This is a genomic window from Streptomyces sp. NPDC023157 (assembly GCF_055560575.1).
This window is the reverse complement of the sequence record NZ_JBVHIL010000007.1, coordinates 216,577-237,254: the sequence shown is the minus strand read 5'-3', so window position 1 is coordinate 237,254 and position 20,678 is coordinate 216,577. Positions and strand designations below refer to the sequence as shown.

At 74.6% G+C, this 20,678-nt stretch carries 17 protein-coding genes; 14 read left to right on the top strand and 3 right to left on the bottom strand.

Features of this window, described 5'->3' with window-relative positions:
• Positions 1-3: 3 nt before the first annotated feature.
• Positions 4-714 carry a ScbR family autoregulator-binding transcription factor gene (locus ACZ3ZE_RS25720; RefSeq protein WP_467260841.1) on the bottom strand — a complete coding sequence of 237 codons (711 nt, stop codon included), beginning with the start codon at positions 712-714 and terminating at the stop codon, positions 4-6.
• A gap of 312 nt (positions 715-1,026) precedes the next feature.
• Positions 1,027-1,590: a TetR family transcriptional regulator gene (locus ACZ3ZE_RS25715; RefSeq protein ID WP_467260839.1), complete on the bottom strand. Its 564-nt coding sequence runs from the start codon at positions 1,588-1,590 to the stop codon at positions 1,027-1,029.
• Positions 1,591-1,931: 341 nt separating this feature from the next.
• Between ACZ3ZE_RS25715 and ACZ3ZE_RS25710 the strand changes: the two genes are divergently transcribed.
• The 4 genes from ACZ3ZE_RS25710 (at position 1,932) to ACZ3ZE_RS25695 (ending at position 4,954) form a co-directional block, all read left to right on the top strand.
• Complete coding sequence (locus ACZ3ZE_RS25710) at positions 1,932-2,360, top strand: cell division protein SepF (RefSeq protein ID WP_329425086.1); 429 nt, start codon at positions 1,932-1,934, stop codon at positions 2,358-2,360.
• A 316-nt stretch (positions 2,361-2,676) separates the two neighbouring features.
• A complete protein-coding gene (locus ACZ3ZE_RS25705) occupies positions 2,677-3,987 on the top strand; it encodes an AAA family ATPase (RefSeq protein WP_467260968.1) in 1,311 nt (436 codons plus the stop codon).
• A complete protein-coding gene (locus tag ACZ3ZE_RS25700; RefSeq protein WP_361178759.1) occupies positions 3,974-4,330 on the top strand; it encodes a nucleotide pyrophosphohydrolase in 357 nt (118 codons plus the stop codon). The genes ACZ3ZE_RS25705 and ACZ3ZE_RS25700 overlap by 14 nt, the downstream gene beginning before the upstream one ends.
• 126 nt (positions 4,331-4,456) lie before the next feature.
• A complete protein-coding gene (locus tag ACZ3ZE_RS25695; RefSeq protein ID WP_361178761.1) occupies positions 4,457-4,954 on the top strand; it encodes a DUF6099 family protein in 498 nt (165 codons plus the stop codon).
• Positions 4,955-5,119: 165 nt separating this feature from the next.
• Here ACZ3ZE_RS25695 and ACZ3ZE_RS25690 read toward each other — a convergent pair whose 3' ends face one another.
• A complete protein-coding gene (locus ACZ3ZE_RS25690; protein ID WP_442304576.1) occupies positions 5,120-5,407 on the bottom strand; it encodes a hypothetical protein in 288 nt (95 codons plus the stop codon).
• Positions 5,408-5,656: 249 nt separating this feature from the next.
• On the opposite strand from ACZ3ZE_RS25690, the gene ACZ3ZE_RS25685 reads away from it, so the two are divergent.
• The 10 genes from ACZ3ZE_RS25685 to ACZ3ZE_RS25640 all read left to right on the top strand — a co-directional run bounded on the left by ACZ3ZE_RS25685 (position 5,657) and on the right by ACZ3ZE_RS25640 (position 20,613).
• Entirely contained in the window at positions 5,657-6,580 is a 924-nt protein-coding gene (locus ACZ3ZE_RS25685; RefSeq protein ID WP_361178763.1) for an LLM class F420-dependent oxidoreductase, read from the top strand.
• 4 nt (positions 6,581-6,584) lie between these two features.
• Positions 6,585-7,487 carry a homocysteine S-methyltransferase gene (gene mmuM / locus ACZ3ZE_RS25680; protein ID WP_361178765.1) on the top strand — a complete coding sequence of 301 codons (903 nt, stop codon included), beginning with the start codon at positions 6,585-6,587 and terminating at the stop codon, positions 7,485-7,487.
• Positions 7,488-7,565: 78 nt separating this feature from the next.
• Entirely contained in the window at positions 7,566-9,050 is a 1,485-nt protein-coding gene (locus tag ACZ3ZE_RS25675) for a 3' terminal RNA ribose 2'-O-methyltransferase Hen1 (RefSeq protein WP_467260838.1), read from the top strand.
• Positions 9,047-11,599 (top strand): polynucleotide kinase-phosphatase, encoded by a 2,553-nt coding sequence (locus tag ACZ3ZE_RS25670; protein ID WP_442304575.1) that lies wholly within the window; start codon positions 9,047-9,049, stop codon positions 11,597-11,599. The genes ACZ3ZE_RS25675 and ACZ3ZE_RS25670 overlap by 4 nt, the downstream gene beginning before the upstream one ends.
• 520 nt (positions 11,600-12,119) lie before the next feature.
• Positions 12,120-12,845 (top strand): Crp/Fnr family transcriptional regulator, encoded by a 726-nt coding sequence (locus ACZ3ZE_RS25665; RefSeq protein WP_361178772.1) that lies wholly within the window; start codon positions 12,120-12,122, stop codon positions 12,843-12,845.
• 87 nt (positions 12,846-12,932) lie between these two features.
• Positions 12,933-13,727 (top strand): nucleotidyl cyclase domain-containing protein, encoded by a 795-nt coding sequence (locus ACZ3ZE_RS25660; protein WP_467260837.1) that lies wholly within the window; start codon positions 12,933-12,935, stop codon positions 13,725-13,727.
• Positions 13,724-16,135, top strand: a complete 2,412-nt coding sequence (locus ACZ3ZE_RS25655) for an nSTAND3 domain-containing NTPase (RefSeq protein ID WP_467260835.1) — start codon at positions 13,724-13,726, stop codon at positions 16,133-16,135. The genes ACZ3ZE_RS25660 and ACZ3ZE_RS25655 overlap by 4 nt, the downstream gene beginning before the upstream one ends.
• The gene (locus tag ACZ3ZE_RS25650) at positions 16,132-17,553 is read left to right on the top strand and encodes a hypothetical protein (protein WP_467260834.1); all 1,422 of its coding nucleotides are present in this window, start codon (positions 16,132-16,134) and stop codon (positions 17,551-17,553) included. The genes ACZ3ZE_RS25655 and ACZ3ZE_RS25650 overlap by 4 nt, the downstream gene beginning before the upstream one ends.
• Positions 17,550-18,101 carry a Pycsar system effector family protein gene (locus ACZ3ZE_RS25645; RefSeq protein WP_361178781.1) on the top strand — a complete coding sequence of 184 codons (552 nt, stop codon included), beginning with the start codon at positions 17,550-17,552 and terminating at the stop codon, positions 18,099-18,101. Before ACZ3ZE_RS25650 ends, ACZ3ZE_RS25645 begins: the two co-directional genes overlap by 4 nt.
• Positions 18,102-18,108: 7 nt before the next feature.
• Positions 18,109-20,613 carry a VWA domain-containing protein gene (locus ACZ3ZE_RS25640; protein ID WP_467260832.1) on the top strand — a complete coding sequence of 835 codons (2,505 nt, stop codon included), beginning with the start codon at positions 18,109-18,111 and terminating at the stop codon, positions 20,611-20,613.
• Positions 20,614-20,678: the final 65 nt, after the last annotated feature.

Here is a 20,678-nt window from a genome sequence, read left to right as displayed (position 1 = left end):
GAGTCAGCCGCGCGGTGCCGACGGGCAGAGTTCGATGTCCTCCTCGGCGCACGGGATGATCGCCCGTACCACCGCGATCGTGCGCTCCGGGAGGTCGGCGCGGTTGTTGAGGACCCACGAGATGTGCTGCGCGCCGAAGAAGGCGGAGACGAGGACCGTGGCGAGCGTGGTGGGCGCCGCGTGCCCGGTGATCTCGGCGATCTCCGCGCTGTCGGTGACCTCCGCGTTCTCGGTGACCTCCGTGACCTCCTTGGCGAGCCAGGAGGTGATGAGGTCGGTGTAGCCCTCGTAGGGCAGCGGGATCTGGGCGCCGATGAGCTGGTGCTCCAACTGCAGCCGGGCCCCGGCCTGGAGGGCGGTCTCGTCGCGGAACGCCACGGCCGTGCGGATGAGCAGCTCGGCGACGGCGCTGACCGGGGGGAGCCCCAGCTCCTCGACGGCGCGGGCGATCTCGCCGATGCGCCGGTTGAAGAGCTCCGTCACCGCGACGGCGAGGGCGTCCTTGTTCTCGTAGTGGAAGTAGACCGCGCCCTTGGTCATGCCGGCCGACTGCGCCACGTCCAGGATGGTGACCGCGGGGTACCCCTTGGCGGCGAACGCGGCGGCTGCCGAGGCGAGCACCCGCTCCCGCGTCCGTACCGCCCGCTCCTGCTTCAGCTCCTTGGTGACGGCGGGAGCCGAAACGCTGAAGATGTCGCCCGAGTTGGCTGCCATGCCCGTCCCATTTCCGCGGCCGCTGATCCCCGTTTCGTACCGCCGGGAAGGAATCGTACGGGAGGGTGGCCGAAAATCGAAGGGCGCGCCGCGCACGCCGGGTTGGGTTCTTCGAGGCCGCTCCCACATCGGGGGAAGGGGCCGCGGTGGGGTGGTCGGGGGTATCGAGCTCCGCACCGTCCCCGGCTACCCGCCGCCCCACCTCGTGGGAGCCTCGTCCGCGCAGGGGCCGGTCCGCCGGCGTACGGACCCGTGGCCGGGAATCGGCCCCGGACGCGATGCCGGGCCCCGGACGCGACGCCGGCGCCGGACCTACGCCGCGGTGTGCCCGGACTCCAGCAACTGCCAGACCTGACAGACCTGACGGGTGCTGTTGGCGGAGGAGGTGTCCGTCGGCGTCGTGTAGTACATGCCGAACATCAGCGAGAGGAACATCGAGGCGATGACCTCGGGGCTGTGCGTCGCGGCCAGTTCCGCCCGCTCCTGCGCGGCGGCGACGAGCCGGGTCAGTTCGGCCGTCAGGTCGGTGACGGCCTGCGGCGCCGTGTCGCGCGCGGAGGCCTCCTCGTACACGAGCCGCAGCCCGGCGCGGAAGCGCAGGTCCGCGTGCATCCGGTGGACGAAGCCGACCGTGACGCGATGCAGGATCGCGAGCGGCGGATCGGCGTCGCCGATCGTCCGGAACAGCTCACGCCATCCGGCGTCGAACGCGTCGGTGAAGACGGCGGCGAGGGCGTCCTTCGACGGGAAGTGCCCGTACAGCGCGCCCTTGGTCATCCCCGCCTGGGCGGATATGCGCTGCAGGTTGGCCCCCGCGAAGCCGTGCCGGGCGAATTCCTCCGCCGACGCGTCCAGGAACCGCTCCTGCGTCCTCACCGCTCTCTCCTGCTTCGGCACGGTTCCCCTCCGGATTCGCTCGGTCACGGAAAATAACAGTCTCTGGAGAATTTTTTCTCGTGGGGCTCTCATACCCCGGGACGCGCGGCCGTGGCAACCAATCGATCCTGTCGAGATGGTGACGGAACGACACGTACTGCCGCGGCCGACTGCGAGAACGGCGCGAAGACGTGCGACCGTGGCGTGAAGCCGGTGCCCGGCCCGTCCGAGATGACACGACGCGCCCAGGGGTGATCTTGTGGGGGCTGCCCGGGTGAGGCGAGCCGAGTCCGCTCGTGTCGCTGTTGGGCCGAACGGGTGAGTAACGGGAGGATGTGCGCATGAGTAGGTACGAGAGGTACGACGTCACCGACGAGCAGTGGGAGGGCCTGGCGCAGGTCCTGCCCCTGCGCGGCCGTGACGAATGGCCGTCCAGGGTCGACCATCGCACGATGCCCGAGCAGTACGGAGCGGCCGAGCAGCGCCGCATGGTCGTGCTGCGGGTCCAGGTCTTCGCCGACGCCCGCGAGGTCGCCGAGTACCTCATCGCCCAGATCCCGGTCCTCCTCGACCTGACGAGCGCCGACACCGAGGTCGCCAAGCGCATCCTCGACTTCAGCAGCGGCGTCGTCTTCGGCCTCGGCAGCGGCATGCACCGCGTCGACCGCAACGTCTTCCTGCTCGCGCCGGCCGGCACCGAGGTCGAGGGCGCGGAGGACGGGACGGCGGAGGACGTCGACGGCGGCGGGGTCGCGGTCCCTCGTTCGTAGGAAGGTCATTCAGCCGTAACGGTTCGTCACACATCCGGCTGCGTACCGTCCGATCATGACCACCACCGGCGGCACCGCCCCCGACCGCACGCCAGCCCGCCCGCACGACCTCGTCCACGACGGGGGCCAGCCTGTCGACGACGCGGGCCGGCCCGATCGTGGCGGGAGCGGACCCGTCCCCGCGCGGGGGGCGGCCGCCTCCCGTGTCGTCCCGCCCCAGGGCGGGGCCGCCGACCGGCAGGTCCCTGCCCAGGAGCGTGCCCGCACGCGCCCTGCCGCGGGAGCGGCGCGCCGGGCCGCCGCCTCGGGCGGCGGGATGACGGACGGCGTTGTCCCGGACGGCTTCCTCCCGGACGGTGTCGTTCCGGGCGATCTCGCCCTGGACGGCCTCGTCTCGGACGCCCTCGCCCTGAACACCCCCGCACCGGGCCGCACCGCCCTGGTATCGGCCCCCGCCACCGGCGGAGGCGGCGGGCGCTCGCCGCAGCCGGCGTACCACCGCCCCGTCGTCACCGAGCTGCGGCTCTCCGCCTTCGGGGTGCATCGTGCGGCCGTCCTTCCGCTCGGACCCGTGACGCTGCTGCGGGGGCCGAGCGGCAGCGGGAAGTCGACGGTGCTGCGCGCGTACGAGGCGCTGGCGCGGCTCGGCGCGGGGGCCGGGCTCGGTGAGGTGCTGCCCGACGCGGCCGACCTGGTGCCCGAGCGGGCGCGGCCCGACGCGCAGGGACGGCGCGGGTTCCGGATCGGGTGCACGGTCGACGGCCCGGCGGGGCCCGTCCACCTGGACGTCGCCGTCCAGGCCGAACCCCGGCTGCGGATCGTCGGCGAACGGCTCACCTCGGGTGGCCGGACCCTGCTGACCACCGCCCTGCGCGACCCGGGCCGCGGCACGGTGCAGGCCGAGTGGCACACCGCCGGGAGTACCCCCGTCACCCGGGCGCCGCTCCCCGACGACCTGCTCGGCACCGCTCTTCTGCCGCTGCGCGTCGCGGGCAAGACCAAGGGGCAGCTGGAGGTCCTGGCCGCCGCGGAACAGGTGGTGGTCGGACTGCGCTCGGTCTTCGCGTGCGACCCGCGGCCGGCGGGCATGCGGGCACCCGTCCCGGTGGGCGAGGGGCGGCTGCGCCGCGACTGCCGCAACCTCGCCGAGGTCCTTCACCGCACCGCCAACGAGTGCCCGCGCCGCCACGCCCGGCTCGCCGCGATGGCGGGCGCCGGCTGCACGGGCCCGGTCACGGCCCTCGGCCTGCGGGAACCCGCGGAGGGCATGGTGCAGGCCGTACTGGAGCGGGGCGCGCGGCTCGCGACCCCGCTGGGGCGGCTCGGCGACGGCGAACTGCGCTACCTCGCCCTCGCGCTCGTCCTGCTCACCGGCCCCGGCGTGCTCGCGGTGGACCCCCTCGCGGAGGTCCCCGAGGCGATGCGGACGCTCACCGTCCTCGCCGACGGCCTCGACCGCGGGCTCGACGCGCGGCAGCTGCGCGAACTGCTCGCGCTGGCCGCCACGATCTGCGCCAACGGGCATCTGCGGCTGGTCGGGACGGTGGGGGAGGACCGGCTCGGCGAGCCGGGCGCCGGGTGGGCGCCCGGGGTGACGGTGGTAGACCTGGGGCGTGACCGATCCTGATGTAGCGGGCCTGCAGCGCCGCCTCGCCGACTTCGCGGCCGCCCGGAAGTGGCAGCCGTACCACACCCCGAAGAACCTCGCGGCGGCGCTGAGCGTCGAGGCCTCCGAACTCCTGGAGATCTTCCAGTGGCTGACGCCCGAGCAGGCCGAGGGGGTGATGGACGACCCGGAGACCGCGCACCGGGTCGGTGACGAGGTCGCGGACGTCCTCGCCTATCTGTTCCAGTTCTGCACCGTGCTCGGGATCGATCCGCTCGCCGCGCTCGCGGCGAAGATCGACCGGAACGAGCTCCGCTTCCCGGTCCCCGGCGAGAACGACACTCATCGTCACTCTTCGGAGTGATCGAGTTTTCCCCATCGAGCCACCTGTCCACAGATTTCCGAATTCCCCTGGTGTTGGGGCTCAGGCGGCCTCACGCTGGGTAATGGAATGAGTGGGCAGTAAGTCATAAGAACGGGGGCGGCGTTGATGGAAGCGGAGCGACTCATCGCGACCGGTCGGCATGCTCTGGCCGAGAGCCGCACGGCGCTGGACATCGTGGTGGAGGCCTGGCAGGCCCAGGTCCTCGCCCAGGCGATAGGAAGTCATCTCGTGCTCTGCGGACCGCTGGAGCTGCGGAGCGAGGCGCGGGGACTGAGCGAGATCGGCTGCGGGCGCGGTCCGACGGACCACCCCTCGCTGCGCGGCGGGGTTCCGAGAGCGGCGCAGCTCACCGAAGTGGCCGACGAGCGGGGCGCGTTGACCGCGCTCGGCGCGCTCCTCGGCGAGGTGGGCATCGCCCTGGTCGGGGTGGCGTGCGCCACGGACGAGGAGGGTTTGTACTGGCAGTGCATCGAGGCGATCGACGCGGCCGACGAGGCGGGTGACCGGGTACGCGGCCTGCTGCGCCGTCTCACCTTGCGCGAGCGCGACCGCCCGCCCGACCCGGCACGAGGGCGGGCCGGCCCGAGACCGGGCCCGCGCTGAGGGGCGTCCGGGCCGCGACCGGGGCGGCGGGAGGTCCGGGTGCCGCGGGGTGCCGGCGTCGCCGACGGACGGCGGGTCGGTAGGCGTCGCCGAGGAGGTCGCTGCTGCCCGGGGACGACCGGTGGGGCCGGTCCGCGTCGGCGAGGTCAGACCGCGTCGGCGAGGTCAGACCGCGTCGCCGAGGAGGCTGCCGCGGCCCGGGGACGGTCGGTGGGGCCGGTACGCGTCGTCGGGAAGGCCGGCGCTGTGCGCCTGGCGGTCCGCGGAGGACTGGATGTCGGCGTCCAGCTGCGAGAGGTCGGCGGTCAGTGCCGCCATCAGCTCCTCCATCTGCTGGAGCAGGCCCCTCGGGGCGCCGCCGCCCTGCTCGGGCACGGTCGGTGCGGTCTGCTGCCCCGGTGGCGGGGGAGACGCCTGCGGTACGGGCTGCTCCGGCGCGGCTTCCTGGGGCATGGCGGCCTCCTGGCCCAGGCCCCTCCGCTGCGGGAAGGGCCACGAAAGGGGGTGCGACGCACCGGCAGCGGCCGCCGGCGCGCGGGCCGGGCGGTCCGGCTCCGCCCGAGCCAACGACGGGTCACGGGCCCCGGTCACTGGCCCGGCCGGCCGCCGCCCGCCCAGGGGGCGGATATTCACCCGACCGAGCCGGTGATGATCGTCCGCTGACGAAGAGGTTGACGCACCCCCACGGTGCAGGATGGAGGCATGGATCTTCGAATCTTCACGGAGCCCCAGCAAGGGGCCGACTACGACACCCTGCTCAAGGTCGCCAGGGCCACCGAGGAGCTCGGCTTCGACGCGTTCTTCCGCTCCGACCACTATGTCCGCATGGGCTCGGGCGACGGGCTGCCCGGACCGACGGACGCGTGGATCACCCTCGCCGGGCTCGCCCGGGAGACGAGCCGGATCCGCCTCGGCACCCTGATGACCGCCGCGACCTTCCGGCTCCCCGGCGTCCTCGCCATCCAGGTCGCCCAGGTCGACCGGATGTCCGGCGGACGCATCGAACTCGGCCTGGGCGCCGGCTGGTTCGAGGAGGAGCACCGGGCGTACGGCATCCCCTTCCCGAAGGAGAAGTTCGGACGTCTGGAGGAGCAGCTGGAGATCGTCACCGGACTCTGGGGCACCGAGCCCGGCAAGACCTTCTCGTACGAGGGGGAGCACTACCGGCTCGCCGACTCGCCCGCGCTGCCCAAGCCGGCCCAGGCGCGGATCCCGGTCCTCGTCGGCGGGCACGGGGCGCGGCGCACCCCGCGTCTCGCGGCGCGGTTCGCCGACGAGTTCAACATCCCCTTCGCCTCGCTGGAGGAGACGGAGCGGCAGTTCGGGCGGGTGCGGGACGCCGTGGCGGAGGCCGGGCGGCCGGCGGACGCGCTCGTGTACTCCAACGCGCTCGTGGTCTGCGTCGGCAGGGACGACGCCGAGGTCGCCCGGCGGGCCGCCGCCATCGGCCGGGACGTCGCCGAGCTGAAGGCCAACGGTCTGGCGGGTTCACCCGACGAGGTCGTCGACAAGATCGGCAGGTACGGTGCACTGGGCTCCACCCGGATCTACCTCCAGGTCCTCGACCTGGACGATCTGGACCACCTGGAGCTGATCTCCGCACAGGTCCAGACGCAGCTGGGGTGACCCGATGAAACCCGTCCGTCCGCTCGCCGCCGCCCTCGCCGAGCAGGTGCTCGTGCTCGACGGCGGACTGTCCAACCAGCTCCAGGCGCAAGGCTGCGACCTGTCCGACGCGCTCTGGTCCGCCCGGCTGCTCGCCGACGGGCCCGAGCAGATCGAGGCGGCCCACGCCGCGTACGTCCGCGCGGGCGCCCAGGTGCTGATCACCTCCAGCTACCAGGCCACCTTCGAGGGCTTCGCCCGGCGCGGGACCGGCCGGGACGGGGCGGCGCGGCTCCTCGCGCGGAGCGTGGAGCTGGCCCGGGCCGCGGGCGAGGGCGTGGACCGGGAGGTGTGGGTCGCGGCGTCCGTCGGCCCGTACGGCGCGATGCTCGCGGACGGCAGCGAGTACCGGGGCCGGTACGGGCTCACGGTCGGCGAACTCGCCCGCTTCCACCGGCCGCGGGTCGAGGCCCTCGCCGAGGCCGGGCCGGACGTGCTGGCCCTGGAGACGGTGCCGGACACGGACGAGGCGGAGGGGCTGCTGCGGGCGGTCGAGGGGTGCGGGGTGCCGGTCTGGCTCACGTACACGGTCGACGGGGACCGTACCCGGGCCGGGCAGCCGCTGGCGGACGCGTTCGGGCTCCTCGCCGGGGTCGACCAGGTCGTCGCGGTCGGCGTCAACTGCTGCGACCCGCGCGACGCCGGGCCCGCCGTGGCGATCGCCGCCGAGGTGACCGGCAAGCCCGTCGTCGTCTACCCCAACAGCGGCGAGGAGTGGGACGCCGGGGCCCGCGACTGGCGGGGCGGCGCCACCTTCGCCCCGGACGCCATGTCCCGCTGGCGGGCGGACGGCGCCCGCCTGATCGGCGGCTGCTGCCGGGTCGGCCCCGACCTGATCGCCGGGCTGGCCACCACCCTCGGGGAGTAGGAGGGACGACCCGAGCGCGGGGGCCGGGCGTCGGAAAATGCCTGGTCGGTGCTGGAGGGCGTGGTCATACTCGGACAGGTGTTCCTGACGATCAGTACGACCGGCACCCCTGACCGCCCCGCGACCGATCTCGGCTTCCTGCTGCACAAGCATCCCGAGAAGGCGCAGGCGTTCTCGACCGCGCACGGCACCGCGCACGTCCTCTACCCCGAGGCGACGGCGGAGCGCTGCACGGCGGCGCTCCTGCTGGAGGTCGACCCCGTGGCGCTCGTGCGCCGGGGCAAGGGCAAGGGGCGGGGCGGCGCGCCCGACTCGGCGCTCGCCCAGTACGTGAACGACCGCCCCTACGCCGCCTCCTCGCTGCTCGCCGTCGCGCTCGCCAAGGTCTTCAAGAGCGCCCTGCACGGCGCCTGCGCGGCCCTGCCCGAACGGGCCGCCGCCCCGCTGCCGCTGCGGATCGAGCTCCCGGCGCTCCCGGCGCGCGGCGGTGGCGGTCTCGTGACGCGCCTGTTCGGCCCGCTGGGCTGGGCGTCGGTGACGGCGGAGCCGGTCGTGCTGGACCCCGAGTTCCCCGAGTGGGGCGACTCGCGCTACGTGCGGCTCGTCCTGGAGGGCGAGCTGCGGCTCGCCGACGCGCTCAACCAGCTCTACGTCCTGCTGCCGGTGCTCGACGACGCCAAGCACTACTGGGTCGCCCCGGACGAGGTCGACAAGCTGCTGCGCGCCGGTGACGGCTGGCTCGCCGGACACCCGGAGCGGCAGCTCATCACCAGCCGCTACCTGTCCCGCCGCTGGGGGCTGACCCGGGAGGCGACCGAGCGCCTGGAGCTGGTGCGGCTCGCCGAGGCGGACGGACTCGAGGTCGAGGACGTCGACAACGCCGTCGACGAGACCACCGACACCGAAGAGCGGCCCGTGCCGCTCGCCGAGCAGCGCCGCGAGGCCATCCTCGGCGCGCTGCGTGCCGCCGACGCGGCCCGGGTGCTCGATCTCGGCTGCGGGCAGGGCCAGTTGGTGCAGGCGCTGCTCAAGGACGTGCGGTTCACCGACATCGTCGGTGTGGACGTGTCGGCCCGCGCGCTCTCCGTCGCCGCCCGCAGGCTGCGCCTGGAGCGGATGGGCGAGCGGCAGGCCGGCCGGGTGACCCTGCTCCAGGGCTCGCTCACGTACACCGACAAGCGGCTGACCGGCTACGACGCGGCCGTCCTCAGCGAGGTCATCGAGCACCTGGACCTGCCGAGGCTGCCCGCCCTGGAGTACGCGGTGTTCGGCTCCGCGCGGCCCCGGACGGTGCTCGTGACGACGCCGAACGTCGAGTACAACGTGCGGTGGGAGACGCTGCCCGCCGGGCACGTCCGGCACGGCGACCACCGCTTCGAGTGGACCCGCGAGGAGTTCCGGACGTGGGCGGCGGACGTCGCCGCCTCGTACGGCTACGAGGTCGCCTTCGCCCCCGTCGGCCCCGACGACCCCGAGGTCGGCCCGCCCACCCAGATGGCCGTGTTCACCCGGACCGATGAGTCCCCCCGTACCGACGAGACCTCGAAGGAGGTCAGCGCATGACCCGTACGCTTCCCGTCACCGACCTGTCCCTCGTCGTCCTGATCGGTGCCACCGGTTCCGGCAAGTCGACGTTCGCCCGGCGCCACTTCAAGCCGACCGAGATCGTCTCCTCCGACTTCTGCCGGGGGCTCGTCGCCGACGACGAGAACGACCAGAGCGCCAGCAAGGACGCCTTCGACGTCCTCCACTACATCGCGGGCAAGCGGCTCGCGGCCGGCCGGCTGACCGTCGTCGACGCCACCAGCGTGCAGCGCGAGTCGCGGCGCCGGCTCGTCGAGCTGGCCCGCGCGCACGACGTGCTGCCCATCGCCATCGTCCTCGACCTGCCCGAGGCGGTGTGCGCCGAGCGGAACGCGGCGCGCCCCGACCGGGCCGGGATGCCCCGCCACGTCATCCAGCGGCACCGCCGCGAGCTGCACCGTTCGCTGCGCGGCCTGGAGCGCGAGGGCTTCCGCAAGGTGCACGTGCTGCGCGGAGTGGAGGAGGTGGAGGAGGCCGAGGTCGTCCTGGAGAAGCGGTTCAACGACCTGCGGCACCTCACCGGGCCCTTCGACGTCATCGGCGACGTCCACGGCTGCCGCTCCGAGCTGGAGACCCTGCTCGGCAAGCTGGGCTACGTGGACGGGCACCACCCCGAGGGCCGCACCGCCGTCTTCGTCGGCGACCTCGTCGACCGCGGCCCGGACAGCCCGGGCGTGCTGCGCCGGGTCATGGGCATGGTGGCCGCCGGGGACGCGCTCTGCGTGCCGGGCAACCACGAGAACAAGCTGGGGCGCTGGCTGCGCGGCCGGAAGGTGCAGCGGACGCACGGTCTCGCCGAGACGATCGAGCAGCTGGAGCGCGAGCCGGAGGAGTTCCGCGCCCAGGTGTCGGCCTTCATCGACGGGCTCGTCAGCCACTACGTCCTCGACGAGGGCCGGCTCGTGGTCTGCCACGCGGGTCTGCCGGAGAAGTACCACGGCCGTACCTCGGGCCGGGTCCGCTCGCACGCCCTGTACGGGGACACCACCGGCGAGACCGACGAGTTCGGGCTGCCGGTGCGCTACCCGTGGGCCGAGGAGTACCGGGGCCGGGCGACCGTCGTCTACGGGCACACGCCCGTGCCGAACACCTCGTGGATCAACAACACCATCTGCCTCGACACCGGGGCCGTCTTCGGCGGGCGGATGACCGCGCTGCGCTGGCCCGAGCGCGAGCTCGTCGACGTACCGGCCGAGCGGGTCTGGTACGAGCCGGCCAAGCCGCTCGCCACCGGGGCGCCCGGCGGGCACCAGGGGCGCCCGCTCGACCTGGCCGACGTCCACGGGCGCCGGATCGTCGAGACCCGGCAGATGGGGAACGTCGCCGTCCGCGAGGAGAACGCGGCCGCCGCGCTGGAGGTGATGAGCCGGTTCGCGGTCGACCCGCGGCTGCTCGCCTACCTGCCGCCGACGATGGCGCCGACCGCCACCTCCAAGGTGGAGGCCCGCGGCGGAGCCGCTGACGGGGACTACTTGGAGCACCCGGCCGAGGCGTTCGCGCAGTACGCGGCCGACAAGGTCGGGAAGGTCGTGTGCGAGGAGAAGCACATGGGCTCGCGGGCCGTCGCCCTGGTCTGCCGCGACGCGGAAGCGGCCCGGGAGCGGTTCGGCGTCGACGGGCCGACCGGCGCCCTGCACACCCGTACCGGACGCCCCTTCTTCGACGCCCAGGAGACGACCGAGACGGTCCTGGCGCGGCTGCGGGCGGCGATCGGCGCGGCCGGGCTCTGGGAGGAGCTCGACACCGACTGGCTGCTCCTCGACGGCGAGCTGATGCCGTGGTCGCTGAAGTCGACGGGGCTGCTGCGCGCCCAGTACGCGGCGGTCGGCGCCGCCTCCCGGGCGGTCTTCCCGGAAGCGGTGGGGGCGCTCGAACAGGCGGTCGCGCGCGGGGTGCCCGGGCTCGACGGGCTGCTCGGCAAGCAGCGCGAGCGGGCGGCGGACGCGGCGGCCTTCACCGAGGCGTACCGGCGCTACTGCTGGCCGACCGCGGGCCTGGAGGGCGTGCGGTTCGCGCCGTTCCAGCTGCTCGCGGCCCGCGGGCGCTCGCTGGCCGGGGTCCCGCACGACGAGCAGCTGGCCTGGCTGGACCGCCTGGTGGAGCACGACCCCACCGGGCTGCTCCAGGTCACCCGGCGGCTCGTGGTCGACCCGGACGACGAGGCGTCCGTACGGGCCGGAGTCGACTGGTGGCTGGAGCTGACCGGCGCCGGCGGCGAGGGCATGGTCGTCAAACCGCTCGCGGCCCTGGTCCGGGGCGCCGACGGGCGGCTCGCCCAGCCGGGCGTGAAGGTGCGCGGCCGGGAGTACCTGCGGATCGTCTACGGCCCCGAGTACACCCGCCCGGAGAACCTGGCGCGCCTGCGCGACCGCTTCCTCGGCCACAAGCGCTCCCTCGCCCTGCGCGAGTACGCGCTGGGCCTGGAAGCCCTCGACCGGCTGGCCGACGGGGAACCGCTGTGGCGGGTCCACGAGGCCGTCTTCGCGGTCCTCGCCCTGGAATCGGAGCCGGTCGACCCGCGGCTGTGACGGGGCGGGGAGGGGCGGAGCTGCGGGGCGGGGCGGTGCGGCGGGGCGGGGGTGACGCGCTCTGCCGTGCGGCCGGGTCGGTCCGCGCTCTGCCGTACGGCCAAGGTGTCGCGCGCTCCGGGAGCGGCCTCGCACGCGTGGCCGACAGTGCACCCGTACACGCGACCGCTCATCGCTCACACGTACGAGTGAGAGCGCGTCGTTCACCCAGCCCCGGTCGGGCCGTTCACGCGGGGGTGACCCCGCCGTACACACGCCCGTGACCTCGGCGCCCGCCGTACGACGGGCCCGTCGCGGCTCGCGCGCGGGCCGGTGGCGGCAGGGGGCGCAAGGGTGCCGAAAACGGCGCTCCCTTGCGCCCCTCGTGATCGCCCCCGCCCGCGTTGACGCGATTCTTGGCCACCCTCTAGCGTTCTTCACCCCACGACGTGACGCAGTGTCAGCAATGTGACTCTGGTTGTTTCTTGTTGTGGGGAACAAGCACGCGAGAGCACAAGCCGTGCGGGGGTGTGAGCGAGCGTTGAGTCTTTTCGGCCAGGAACGCTCCTTCCTCCACGCGCTCCCCGCGTCCGACCGCCGTGACCTGCTCGCCGAGGGTGCGCCGCGCGGCTACGAGCCGGGCGAGATCATGATCCGGGAGCGGGACACCTCCGCGTACGTCCTCGCCCTGCTCTCCGGCTGGGCGGTCGTCTCCGTCGGCACCGAGCGCGGCGCCCGGCTCATCCTCGCGCTGCGCGGCGCGGGCGAGGTCGTCGGCGACCTCGCCGCCGTCGACCGCGGGCCGCGCTCCGCCACCGTCACCGCGCTGAGCAGGATCGAGGCCGTCGCGATCTCCGGCGACCGCTTCCGGCGCTTCCTCGCCGCCCGGCCGCACGCCACCTCGCTGATCATGCGGCAGCTCGCGACCCGGCTGCGCAGCGCCGACGTCGAGCGCCGCTCGCTCGCCTCCGAGACCGTCCTCCAGCGGCTCGCCGCCCGCCTCGTCGAACTGGCCGAGCGGGCCGGCCGCCGGGCCGACACGGGCACCGTCCTCGAACTCCCGCTGCCCCAGCACGACCTGGCGGCGGCCATCGGCGCCACCCGGGAAGCCGTCGCCAAGGCGCTGCGGCTGCTGCGCGAACAGGGCGTCGTCCGCACCGCGAACCGCACGGTCGTCGTCGTCGACATGCCCGTGCTCGTCCTCCTCGCGCAAGGGCGCGCACGCCCCCGCGCGGAATCGTCCGACAAACCACCCCCGGCTGTGTAAACGGCTACATCGCCCACGCGCGCCGGCCGCCAGGCTGGACACGTCACCACCACTCACCACCGCGGAACCACCTCATGAGGAGTCCGAGTGAGCAGTACGGGAGCGAGCGCGGGAGCCATCCACCGGCTCGTCGTCTTCGGGGACGTCGTCGGCTCCGGGCGCCTCGGCATGGACGAGAAGCGGCTGACGAGAGCCGCCATGTACGAGGCGTTCGGCGAGGCGTACGCCTCCGTCGGCATCGAGCCCGGCACCGTCCACCAGGAGGACCGCGGCGACGGCATCCTCGCCGCGCTGCGCCCGGACGTCCCGCCGACCCTCGTGGTCGGCCGCTGGATCGACACCCTCTACGAGAGCCTGCGCGAGCGGAACACTGGCCGCCGTTCGCCGTTGCGGATGCGGGTCGGCATGAACGCGGGTCTGGTCCTCGACGACGGGCGCGGTCTCGTCGGCCGGGCCGTGGACCTCGCCTGCCGGCTCTGCGACAGCGCCCGCGCCAAGCAGATCATGGCGGACGCGCCGGACGTCGACCTGCTGATCGTGGTCTCCGACTGGCTCTACCGCAACGTGGTCGTCGAGGGCGGCCGTTACGTGGAGCCCGCGCACTACCGGCGGGCCGCCGTGGTCGCCAAGGAGACCGACGAGGACGCGTGGTTCCACGTGCCGAGGCGCCCGGAGCCGCCGACGGGACCGAGGGGTGACGCACAGACCGGCGGTGGGCCGTCGCGGGGGGACGGCTCACCGCCTCGTACGACGCGTACGGGCGGGGGCAACCGCACGTACCGCGCGGGCCGGGACATCCAGGTCGTCGAGGGCGCCACGATCCACGGCGGGTTCACCGGCATCCGCAACGAGAGCGGCACGAGCGAGGGGGACCCGGCGTGAGCGACGACGACCTCGACCAGGGCGGCGGTGGGGACTCCCCGGGAGGGGCCTCCGGCCATGACGGCAGGGACGACAGGGACGACAGGGGCGGCAGGGGCGAGAGGGACGACAAGGCCGACCGGGGGGACCGCGGCGACCGCGGCGACCGTGGCGACCGAGGGTCCGGCAAGGGGAGCGACAAGGAGGCGGACAAGGCCCCCGACGCCCCCGACACGCCGTCCCCCGCCAACCCCTTCGAGAACGTCGGCCGCGGCTACCTCGGCGGGGCCGGCACCGGCGGCGCGGGCACCGCGCGCGCGGCGCGGGCCACCCTCGTGCGGGAGGCGGGGGACCGCCACACCACCGTCGGCCGGGACGCCACGATCCACGAAGGCGACCTCTACAACTTCTGGCTCAGCGGTCACGGCCACTTCGTCCAGGGCGCCGTCCCGCGCGACACCCTCGACCACCTCGACGAGGTGTACTGCGAGACCGCCGGCTACCAGCGCATGAAGGACCGGCTGCGCGGCAACCGCGTCCTGGTCCTGTGCGGGGAGCCGGGCAGCGGACGCAAGACCACCGCGCTCGCGCTGCTCGCCGAGGTCGCCAAGCGGCAGGTCTTCCGGCTCGACCCCCGGCACGGCGTCGACGAGATCCGTTCCGAGAACCTCCAGCCGGGCGCCGGCCACCTCATCGAGCTCCTCGCCGAGGACGAGCGCGCCGAGCGCGAGCCCCGCCACATTGGCGGCTCCGGCGCCGCGCACGACCCGAAGCCGGGCGTGCGCCTCTCCGAACTGCACCTCGACCGGCTCGCCGACCTGCTGGGCGGCGTCGACGGCTACGGCGTCCTCGTCGTCGGCAGCGGCGACCTCGCCGACCGGCTGCTGCGCGGACGGTACGGCATGTTCTGCGCCCCGCCACCCGCCGACGAGGTGCTCCACCGGCACCTGCGGCTGCTGCTGCGCGGCGAGCCCGAGGAGGCCACCGCCGCCGCCCGGGCCCTCGCGGACCGCGAGGACGTGGTCGCCGCGCTCGGCCTGGAGGAGCTCCGCCCGCGCGAGGCCGCCCGGCTCGCCGACCACCTGGCCCGCCGCCGGCGCGAGGAGCTGACCGACGAGCAACTCCTGGAGGACTGCGCCGCGTTCGTACGGGCGCAGGCGCGCAAGTGGTTCGCGGGCGCCGACCTGCCGGGCACCGTGCCCGAGGCGCTGCCCGCCCTGAACGCCACCGCGTTCCGGATCGCCGTCGCCGTCTTCAACGGCTCCGCGTACAGCATCGCCGCCGAGGCAGCCGAACTCCTCGCCTGGGAACTCGCCGTCACCCTCGACCCCGAACACCCGGCCGGGCGGCGCCTGTTCGGCACGCACGCCGAACACCGCCCGGTCCTCGCCCGCTCCGTCCTGGAGGACGTCGAGCTCGACCTCGGTCCGGCGAAGGTGCCCGCGCGGGCGGTGCGCTTCCAGGGCGACGCGCTCGCCACCGCGGTCCTCGCCGAGGTCTGGCACGGTTACCACAACGTCCGCGGCCCGGTCGCCCGCTGGCTGCGGAGCCTGTGCGACGACTCCCGGCCCGAGGTGTGGGTCCGGGCCTCCATAGCCGCCGGGGTGCTCTGCTCCTGGGACTGGATCCACGGTTACGGGGAGCTCGTCGCGCCCCTCGCGGCACGGGACGAAGCCGTCGCGCGGATGGCCGCCGCGACCGCGCTCGCGGAGGCGGCCCGAGACCCGCGCGTCCGGCCCGCGGTCGCGGCGACCGTCAAGGACTGGGCCGGCGCCGACGAACCCGCGCTCGTGGAGACCGCGCTGCTCACCCACGGCTACGTGCTGGCCGCCGGCGGCGTCCCGGGCTCGCTCGACGCCATCGGCCGGGTGGTCAGGTCGCACGACGCCGACGCCGTCGAGATCCTCGGCCCGGCCGGCTTCAGCGTCACGCGGCTGCTCGCCTCGGGCGACCCCGAGCCGGTGCTGCGCCGGCTCGAACGCTGGCTCGCCGACGGACGCCTGAACCTGTCCAACCTCGTGCACATCACCCTGATCACGAGCCTCACCACCCGGACGACCCACCTGTGGGGCCTGCGCGACGTGCCCGAACTCGACGAGCACGCGAGCCGCCCCCTCCTCGTCGCGCTGCTCGCCACCCGGCCCGACCTCGGGCCCGCGCTCGGCGCCCTGCTGCGCCGCACCCTGGGCACCGCACGCGCCGGCGAGGCCGCGCTCGACGGACTCGGCGGCCTGGTGCGGAGAGCGGCCAAGGACGAGACCGCCCTCGCCCTCGTCTGCGGCCTGCTCCCGCTGCTCGCCGTCGAACGCCGCGACCGCGACCGGCTCCGCGGCCTGCTCAACGAGCTGGTACGGGACCGGGACCGACCCCTGAACAAGAGCGCGGCGCGCCGCATGTGGGACGCCGTCGCGGAAGGAGCCAAGCGATGAGCGGTCCCGAGCAGGGCGGAGCCCGGGGCGCACAGCGCCCCGGCGGGCAGCAGCAGGGCGGCTGGAACCAGGGCGCGCCGCACCAGGGCGCGCCGCACCGGGGAGTACCGAACCAGGGAGCCCCGAACCAGGGCCGGGCGCGCGCCGGGGCGGGCGGCGGCAATGGGCCCGGGCGCCCGTCCGGCAAGGGCCCCAAGGGCCCGCTCGGGCCGCTGATCCGCGAGGTCGCGCCCCCGTACCGCCGCACCAGCGGTCTCATCGCCGCCGTCCTGCTCTACCGCAACGGCGGGCACCGGATCGTCTGGCCCGACCGGCAGGAGGACAACGACAAGCCGCTGCTGCGCGCCCCGTACACCGTCTTCGAGGTCCAGCTCGGGCAGAACGTCACGGAGTTCTCCCTCAAGCTGCCGGCCGCCGGCGACGGGGCCTCGTTCAACGTCCGGGTGCGGGTCAAGTGGACGGTCGAGGACCCGTACCGCGTGGTGAAGGAACAGGTGTGGAACGTGGCGGAACTCCTCCACGACGACCTGCTCGACGGACTGCGCTCGCTCTCCCGCCGCTTCCGGCTCACCGAGGCCCAGCGGGCCGACGAGGCCGTCCGCGACGAGCTGAGCACCGGCCGGCTCGCCCTCGGCCGGGAGATCGGCCTGCGCACCCAGGTGTACGTCTTCTTCGACCTGGACGAGCAGGTCCGCAAGGAGGTCGCCCGCGCCGACAAGGTCGAGGTGACCGTCCGGGCCGACGCCCGCGAGGCCGAGGCCGAACTGCGCCGGGAGGAGTGGGAGCGGAAGAAGATCATGGCGCGGGCCGAGGACCTGGAGGCCATGTTCCGGCGCGGCGACCTCGCCCAGATCGCCCACCACATGGCCAAGAACCCCGACCACGAGTGGGAGATCCGCACCCAGCTCCAGCGGGAGAAGCGCGAGGGCCAGGCCGACCTCCTCGCCGTCTTCAACCGGCTCCTCGACTCCGGCGTGCTCGAACGCCACGAGGTCGACGAGCAGGCGTACCAGATCCTCCAGCACCTGCGGAGCAGCACGGGCACGATCCTCGGCGGCGTCGCCGACCGGGTCCTCGAATCCGCCACCGGCCCCGACCGCCGGGCCCTGGAGCGGGCGGCGCACCCGGAGCCGACCGCGCCCCACTGGGACGACGAGGACACCCCGGACAGCCCGCCGGACCCGCGCGTCTACGAACCGACCCGCGTCCAGGCCTCGTTCGAGCGCGAGCGCGAGCGCGAGCGGGGACGGGAGCGGGAGCAGGGGCGGGGGCGGGGTGGTGACGGAGACCGTGGGCGCCGGGACGACGCGGACGAGAGGTACGACGGGCGCGACGGGCGCGCCGGCTACGACACGGACCGCCCCGCTCCCCGCTCCTCCCTCCCGAGCGCCGACTTCGACGACTGGGACGACGAATGACCACCGCCGGGGCCACGGGGGCCACAGGGGCCACAGGAGCCGAGCCCGGGACCGCCCCGGCCCCGCCCCCCGCCCCCGTCCCCGTCCCCGCCGAGCTGCGCGGCATGGCCGAGCAGCTTCTGACCACCGTCCGCGACGACATAGGCCGGGCCGACACCAAGGCGGCCATCCTGCTGTCCGGGGCCCTCGCCTTCCTCGCGGTCGTCTTCTCGCGCGACCGCGGCCCGCTGCCGGCCGGCGGCTCCCTCGCGCTCCTGGTCACGGCCGGGCTGCTGTGGACCGCGGGCGTCCTGATGCTGGTCTCCGTCGTCCTGCCGCGCACGCGGTTCGGCGCCGAGCGGACCCTGCTGCGCGAACTCACGGCCGGCACCACCGCCGGCGCCCTGCGGACCCGGCTGGAGGGCTCCGCCACGGACGCCACCGGCTGGCTCCTCGAACAGGCGAGTGTCCACGGGGTGGTCCTCGCCGCCAAGTACCGATGGCTCAGGTTCGGCGTCGCGTCCCTCGTGCTCGGCGCGCTCCTGGCCCTCCTCAGCGAACTGTGGTGAGTTGACGATGCAGTGGAGACACCCGAGGAACGCCCTGTTCCTCGCCGGGGCGCTGCTCGCCCTGTCCGGCCCGTTCGGCGGCCCCGCCGTCGCGGTGCCGGGCGCGGGCGTGCCCCTGACGACGGCGTCCGAGGCGTCCGACGGGCCCGACCCGATCGACTTCGCCGTCGTCGTCGACCAGTCGGCCAGCCTCGCCGACAAGGACCTCGTGCGCGAGACGGAGGCCGCGGCCCTGCTCAGTCAGGGCGAGATATCCGACCGGTCCCGCGCCACCGTGATCGGTTTCGGCAGCTCGGAGAAGGCCGGGCAGTCGCCGGTGCGCGAGGTGTGCCCGCTCCTCACCGTCGACGAGGCCGGCCGCCGGAAGCTCAGCGACTGCGTCCAGGGCCTGTCCCGGCGCGACAGCGCCCTCATGGGCCCCGGCACCGACTTCCCCGCGGCGATCCGCCAGGCCGTCTCCCGGCTCACCGAGGCCGCCGGGACCGGGGCCGCGGGGAAGACCACGCCCAAGGTGGTCTTCCTGCTCACCGACGGGAAGCTGGACGTCGGCGACAGCCCCGAGTACGGCACCGACCCCGCCAGCCGCCAGGCCAACGGCGCCAAGCGCCTCGACGAGGAGCTGGCCCGCGCCCGCGCCGCCGGGGTGCAGATCTGGCCGCTCGGCTTCGGCAGCGGCATCGACAGGGCGGCGCTCGACGCGATGGCCCAGGGCGGCTACCGCGGCGCCTGCTCCGACGTCCCCGGCGCCACGCCCCGGATGCGGGTCGCCGACTCCTCCGCCCAGATCGACAAGGCGCTCCAGGAGACCTTCGCCGCCGCCCGCTGCGCCCGGGTCGCCAACGGCACCGTCGGCAAGCCGCCCGCCGACCTGTACGTCACCATCCCGCCCATCGCCACCGACGGCTCCCTCACGGTCAGCAAGCACGACCCGAAGGTGCGCGTCACCTACTACGACCCGGCCGGCCGCAAGGTGCCCACGCACGGCCAGTTCGAGGAGTCGGCCTTCGAGGTCAGCGGCGAGGACGGGCCCGTCGAGGCGCTGCGCGTGAAGAACCCGCTGCCGGGCCGCTGGCGCATCCGCGTCGAGGCGCCCGAGGGCCACGGCGGCCAGGAGGTCGCCGTCCGGGCCATCTGGCAGGGCCGGCTGCGTTCGGTCCTCACCCTCGACCCGGCCGCGCCGCGGGCGGGCCAGCAGGCCGTGGTGGAGGTGCGGATGCAGACCCGGCGCGGGGTCGTCATCACCGACCCCGGGCTGCTGGACGGCATCGGCGTCACCGTCGAACTGAGCGGCGACGGCTTCTCCCCGGTCACCGCGCGCCTCGCCGACGACGGGCGGGCCCCGGACCGCCGGGCGGGGGACGTCCGGTTCACGGGCACGCTCGCCGTTCCTCCCGGCGCCGCCGGGAAGCTGAAGCTGGTCGCCCGGATGTCCGCGCCGGGCGTCACCTCCGACGAACGCCCGCTGTACACCATGACGACCGTCGGCACGCCCGAGATCACCGCCGGGCTCTCCGTGGACCGGGTCACCGTGCACCCGGGCGACACGGTCCACGGCACGCTCTCCGTCACCAACAACGGCACCGGCCCGCGCACCCTGCGCCTCAGCCTCACCGACGGCTCCGGACCCGACGCCTCCGGATCCGACGGCTCCACGGCGACCGGCCAGGCGTCCGGCGGCTCCACGGCGACCGGCGGCACGGCGGGCGACGCCGAGCTCGGCATCTCCCCGGCCACGGTCGTCGCCCCACCGGGCAAGCAGACGAGCCTGGCCTTCACCGTCACCGTCGGCCGGGGCACGCCGCTCGGCGAACTCGGCGGCCAGGTCGCCGTCGTGGACACCGCCGACCCGGACCGGCCCCTCGACACCGCCTTCCTCGACGTGTCGGTCACCCCCTGGCCCACCTGGTGGGAGAAGTACTGGCGGTACGTGGCCGGCGGCGCGGCCGTGCTCGCGCTGTGCGGCGCCTTCGCCGGTGTCCGGCTCGCGGCCCGGCGCCGCCGCCGGGTCCTCGCCGGGACCCGGCTCGAACTCCGCAGGGACGGAAGGACCCTGGACACCCTCACCATCCGCGCCGGGCAGAGCGTGGGCGGCGAGTTCCACTTCACCGTCGACGAGGTGCGGGGCGCCGCGCCCACCCTGCGCCGGGCCCGCGGCGGCGGCGCCCACCGGCTGCGCAGGAACGGCGCGGGCGAGCTGCTGCTGCGCCTGGACCGGGGCCGCGAGGAGGCCGTACGGGTGGGGGAGGCGGTCGCCGTCGACGACTGCGAACTCGTCGTACAGGGCGCCCGCGCCCCAGACCGCACCGCCCGCACCGCCCGCACCCCGCGCTCCCGCCTCGCCGGCTTCCCGGGGGCCCGGTCCCGTACCCGTACCGGCACCCGTACACGTACCAACGCCGGATCGGGCACCGGCGACGGCGGCGCGGGCGGGGCCGACACGACCTGGCAGCCCGGTCCCGCGCTCGACACCGACGGCACCGGCACGAGAGGCACCTGGAACGGGGACTTCTGACCCACGCCCCGACGAGCGACACCCCCACCCACCGAACCACGGGGTCCTCAGGGTCCTTCAGGGAG

Excerpts from the sequence above, each read along its gene's own strand:
- ACZ3ZE_RS25640 (WP_467260832.1), top strand. The coding sequence starts at position 18,109 with ATGCAGTGGAGACACCCGAGGAACGCCCTGTTCCTCGCCGGGGCGCTG.
- ACZ3ZE_RS25705 (WP_467260968.1), top strand. The coding sequence starts at position 2,677 with ATGACGGACGGCGTTGTCCCGGACGGCTTCCTCCCGGACGGTGTCGTT.
- ACZ3ZE_RS25710 (WP_329425086.1), top strand. The coding sequence starts at position 1,932 with ATGAGTAGGTACGAGAGGTACGACGTCACCGACGAGCAGTGGGAGGGC.
- ACZ3ZE_RS25695 (WP_361178761.1), top strand. The coding sequence starts at position 4,457 with ATGGAAGCGGAGCGACTCATCGCGACCGGTCGGCATGCTCTGGCCGAG.
- ACZ3ZE_RS25720 (WP_467260841.1), bottom strand. The coding sequence starts at position 714 with ATGGCAGCCAACTCGGGCGACATCTTCAGCGTTTCGGCTCCCGCCGTC.
- ACZ3ZE_RS25670 (WP_442304575.1), top strand. The coding sequence starts at position 9,047 with ATGACCCGTACGCTTCCCGTCACCGACCTGTCCCTCGTCGTCCTGATC.
- ACZ3ZE_RS25650 (WP_467260834.1), top strand. The coding sequence starts at position 16,132 with ATGAGCGGTCCCGAGCAGGGCGGAGCCCGGGGCGCACAGCGCCCCGGC.
- ACZ3ZE_RS25645 (WP_361178781.1), top strand. The coding sequence starts at position 17,550 with ATGACCACCGCCGGGGCCACGGGGGCCACAGGGGCCACAGGAGCCGAG.
- mmuM (WP_361178765.1), top strand. The coding sequence starts at position 6,585 with ATGAAACCCGTCCGTCCGCTCGCCGCCGCCCTCGCCGAGCAGGTGCTC.
- ACZ3ZE_RS25690 (WP_442304576.1), bottom strand. The coding sequence starts at position 5,407 with ATGCCCCAGGAAGCCGCGCCGGAGCAGCCCGTACCGCAGGCGTCTCCC.
- ACZ3ZE_RS25685 (WP_361178763.1), top strand. The coding sequence starts at position 5,657 with ATGGATCTTCGAATCTTCACGGAGCCCCAGCAAGGGGCCGACTACGAC.